The sequence below is a fragment of the Xanthomonas sp. D-36-1 genome (assembly GCF_017746155.1).
GTDB lineage: Bacteria > Pseudomonadota > Gammaproteobacteria > Xanthomonadales > Xanthomonadaceae > Xanthomonas > Xanthomonas cissicola.
Genome location: NZ_JAGHWR010000139.1, coordinates 1 through 4254 on the forward strand (window position 1 = coordinate 1; position 4254 = coordinate 4254).

3 protein-coding genes and 1 pseudogene are annotated in these 4254 nt (G+C 62.9%); 2 read left to right on the forward strand and 2 right to left on the reverse strand.

Going from position 1 to position 4254, the window contains the following annotated elements; genetic code table 11:
- Positions 1-278: 278 nt before the first annotated feature.
- Positions 279-1070, forward strand: a complete 792-nt coding sequence (locus tag J7367_RS22035; protein WP_057664317.1) for a response regulator transcription factor — start codon at positions 279-281, stop codon at positions 1068-1070.
- 477 nt (positions 1071-1547) lie between these two features.
- Here the strand turns inward: J7367_RS22035 and J7367_RS22040 are convergent, their stop codons facing one another.
- Both J7367_RS22040 and radA read right to left on the reverse strand, forming a co-directional pair.
- Positions 1548-1934 carry a DUF805 domain-containing protein gene (locus J7367_RS22040; protein ID WP_003484288.1) on the reverse strand — a complete coding sequence of 129 codons (387 nt, stop codon included), beginning with the start codon at positions 1932-1934 and terminating at the stop codon, positions 1548-1550.
- A gap of 415 nt (positions 1935-2349) precedes the next feature.
- Positions 2350-3741 carry a DNA repair protein RadA gene (gene radA / locus J7367_RS22045; protein ID WP_003484290.1) on the reverse strand — a complete coding sequence of 464 codons (1392 nt, stop codon included), beginning with the start codon at positions 3739-3741 and terminating at the stop codon, positions 2350-2352.
- A gap of 327 nt (positions 3742-4068) precedes the next feature.
- On the opposite strand from radA, the pseudogene J7367_RS22050 reads away from it, so the two are divergent.
- Positions 4069-4254, forward strand: a pseudogene (locus J7367_RS22050) (IS5/IS1182 family transposase); the annotation flags it as partial.

Here is a 4254-nt window from a genome sequence, read left to right on the forward strand (position 1 = left end):
CTAAAAGTGGGGGGATTACCGTAAGAGCTCTGTTACGCCTAAATGAGCGCGAGCTAAAGCCGCTGGCGACAAATCCGAAGACGCGTACGCAAGCGTGAAACTTTTGGTCCCTGCAATGGTACATACCATTCATCCAGCTCCGCTGGACTCTCCCCCGCCAACCGACTGGTCCGACGATGCAGCGATCTTTGAAGATGGATTTTGTCCTGGCATTGGCCGACCGGCACCGGCGTCCGTCCCATGCGTGGCTTGTACGCCGACACGCGAAGGCCGCCTAAATGAACGACCACTCTCCCCCCAACGCCGGATCGGTGTTCCTGTTGACGCAGGATGCGCGCCTGGTCTCGCAGGTCAACGCCAGCCTCGCACCGCTTGCGCGCAATGTCTCGACGTTTTCCGATGAACTGGAGCTTTTGCGTACGCTGCGGCATTCGCCGTGCGAGCTGCTGATCTTCGATGCCAGCTGTGTCGCCGCCGATGACAGTTCACTGCTGGCCTGGCAACGCTGCCATAGCGGCCAGCCCACGTCGTTGATCGTGCTTGGACGTTTCGATTGCGCAGACAACATTCTGGCCTGGTATCGCGCAGGCGCGCAGGAGGTCCTTGCGCTGCCTTTCAATTCGCACGAGTTACACGTGCGCGCGGCGCTGGCGATATCGCCGGTGGCGCATGCCTGCCCCGAGACGCAGCACCTGAGCGTTGGTCCATACAAGTTGATCCGCGATGAAAATACCGTCTATCTGGAAGGCAAGCCGATCGCATTGACCGCACGCGAGTTCTCGATTGCCTGGCTGCTCTTTTCCAGCCCCGGCGTGTGTTTCCGGCGTTGCCAACTGGCCAAGGCCGTGTGGGGCAGCCACACCGAATTCACCGACCGCACCATGGAGCAGCACATCTACAAGTTGCGCAAGAAACTGCAGCTGAGCAGTGACAGCAGCGCCGTGCGCATCAGAACCGTTTATTCGCACGGCTACAAGTTGGAGCTCGCGCTGCACGATACGGAGGCAACGACAATGAGCAAGGCCGTTAGCCCAAGCCTTGGCCCTGCACATCACGCAGCCGCCTGCTGAGCAAGCGCACCGCTGCCGATCTGCGATCTGCATTGCGCACTCTCGCTTGCGTTAAAGCGAAGGGTATTGATGACACGATGGGCGTCGGCACGCTATCAAAGGCAGAACGATCGACACGCGCACCTGGCCCGCAGGCTGCGCCGCAATTCGAGTTCTGCAGGTGCCGGCCATGCGACTGCAGCTGCATCGCTCACTCCACAGTGCAGGGTACATGCTGATCAGCGTTGAGCGATATCGCTGCATCTATGCAGCGATGTGGCAGCGACGAATGAGGCACTGTCTGCTGCCGGGACTGCTGAGCGAAAGACGCCCCAAGCATGTCGCTGTGTCGCCACCTTCCATGTCTGGGGTCCGGATGCGGACGCCCGGTCTGCGGAGCAGTGACGTTCCGCCGCGCAATGGCGCCGTTGGCGCACTCACAAACGACAACGGCGCAGGGAGACCCCTGCGCCGTTGTCCGCTTTCATAGCGCGCGAGTTACTGCTTGGGATTTTCGCCGTACTGGTTCGGGCCGGGCGTACCTTCGATGCACATGAAGACCAGCAACACGAAAGCGCCAACGTACGGCACCAGGCTGATCAGGTAAAACCAGCCGGACTTGTCCTGGTCGTGCAGGCGGCGCACCGTGACTGCAATACCGGGCACGATCAACGCCAGACAAGCGATCACCATGACCGCACAGATCAGCCAAGCCAGCGCGCCCGGGCCGTTCTCGTTCCCCATCGCCACTGCGGCGACGGCAAACAGGCCGCCAAACACGAACAGCACCAGGAACTGCATCAGCGCGAACATCCAGTATTCCTTGCGACGCGAGCGACCGTTGAAGTCGGCGTAGCGCTTGAGCGGCAGCAACATCCATTCCATCGTGATTCTCCTGAAAACGGCAGTGAGCGGTGTCTGTGATCCGGTGCACAGTGCAACGGGCCGCGCATGTTGCCATAGCCCCACTCTTTCTGAAAACGCTTTCTCGACAACCAAATACAAATCCCGGCGTTTGTCCGACAAACGGTTTGCAGGCGTCCGGTCGCCCGCGGCGCATGCCGTGCCTACCTCACGGAGCACGTCTGAAAGGCGCGCGACGCCTCTGCGCTCAGCGTTGTCTGAGGGTGGCAGCCCCAGCCGCACTGTAGTGACCAAGCCGGGCGACCATCGATGCTCGTCCGGCAGTCGGCCGGAACGATGGCTGCATGCTGCTCCCGAACATGGCCAGGGCGGTGCTTGCGTCGCGTCGGCAGGTCGCTGACCTGGCCTATCGCAACATCCCGTGCGCCGCGCGGCTTCAGTCGGCCGCCGCTTCCAATGCCTGGCTCAAGCGCTCCACCGCAATGATCTCCATGCCCTTGATGCTAGTGGTCTTGGGCGCATTGGCGCGGGGCACGATGGCACGCTTGAAACCATGCGTCGCCGCTTCCTTCAGGCGGTCCTCGCCATTGGGCACCGGGCGGATTTCGCCGGACAGCCCCACTTCGCCAAACGCGATGGTCTTTTCGGACAGCGGCCGGTCGCGCAGCGACGACAGCACTGCCAGCAGCACCGGCAGATCGGCCGCGGTTTCCTGCACGCGGATGCCGCCCACCACATTGACGAACACGTCCTGGTCGCCCACCACGATACCGCCATGGCGATGCAGTACCGCCAGCAACATCGCCAGCCGGTTCTGCTCCAGACCCACCGCAACCCGACGTGGGTTGGACAACGGCGATGCATCCACCAGCGCCTGTACCTCCACCATCAGCGGGCGGGTGCCTTCGCGGGTGACCATCACGCAACTGCCCGGCTGCTGGGTGCTACCGCCGGACAGGAAGATCGCCGACGGATTGGAGACCTCCTTAAGGCCCTTCTCGCCCATGGCGAAGACGCCCAGTTCGTTGACCGCACCGAAGCGGTTCTTGAACGCACGCAGCAGGCGGAACCGGCTGCCGCTCTCGCCTTCGAAATACAGCACCGCATCGACCATGTGCTCGAGCACGCGTGGCCCGGCGATGCCGCCTTCCTTGGTCACATGGCCAACCAGAAACACTGCGGTGCCGGTTTCCTTGGCGTAGCGCACCAGCCGCGCCGCGCTCTCGCGCACCTGGCTCACCGAGCCCGGCGCTGCGGTCAACGACTCGGTCCACAAGGTCTGTACAGAATCGGCCACGATCAGCTTCGGCCGCGCCACGCTGGCGTGCTGCAGGATGTTTTCGATGCCGGTTTCGGCCAGGGCGTTCAGGCCTTCCAGCGGCAGATCCAGGCGCACCGCGCGCCCGGCCACCTGGGCCAGCGATTCCTCGCCGGTCACATACAACACCGGCAACGTGGAGGCCATGCTCGCCAGCGCCTGCAGCAGCAACGTCGACTTGCCGATCCCGGGGTCGCCGCCGATCAGCACCACCGCCCCTTCCACCAGCCCGCCACCCAGCACCCGATCGAACTCGCCGATACCGGTGGAAACGCGCGCCTGCTCGGATTGCTGCACGTCCTTGAGCGCAGTGATCTTGGGTGCCTCGGCCTTGCCGGCCCAGCCGCTACGCCGCGATGCCGCTGGCGATGTCTTGCCGCCCGGAGTGGCGCTTTCGAGCACGATTTCGCTCAGCGTGTTCCAGACACCGCATTCGGTGCACTGCCCCTGCCACTTGGTGTACTCGGCACCGCACTCGCCGCAGACATAGGCCGTTTTCGCCTTCGCCATCGTTCTTGCCCATCGTTGCTGAAGCAGCAGGATAGTGGCTGACGGTCTCAGTGTGCGCGACGCAGGGCTTTGCGGGTCGGGATTCGGGATTCGGGATTCGGGATTCGGGATTCGGGATTCGGGCAAGTCGACGACTTACTGATGTGTAGTGCAAGCCATTGACCAGCTGCGCTCACGCAACAGCGGCATGACCGGTGAAGGCCGGCCATGCCGCTTGGAATCCACCGATCCACGCCGGTCAACGACGTGGGCGTGCGTCACTTAGGGAAGGTCTGATCAACTCACCGCAGATGCGCGACACTATCGCCTTATGTAGAGGATTCATCCATGCAGCTGACGTTCGGTGACGCTGAGGGCTTGGGCAAGCGTAAGCAGACCCGGCGCGAGATCTTTCTTGCCGAGATGGAGCAGGTTGTTCCGTGGCAGCAACTGCTTGCCCTGATCGCGCCGCACTATCCAGTGTCGGGGCGGCCAGGTCGGCAGCCGTACGCACTGGCGACGATGTTGCGGATT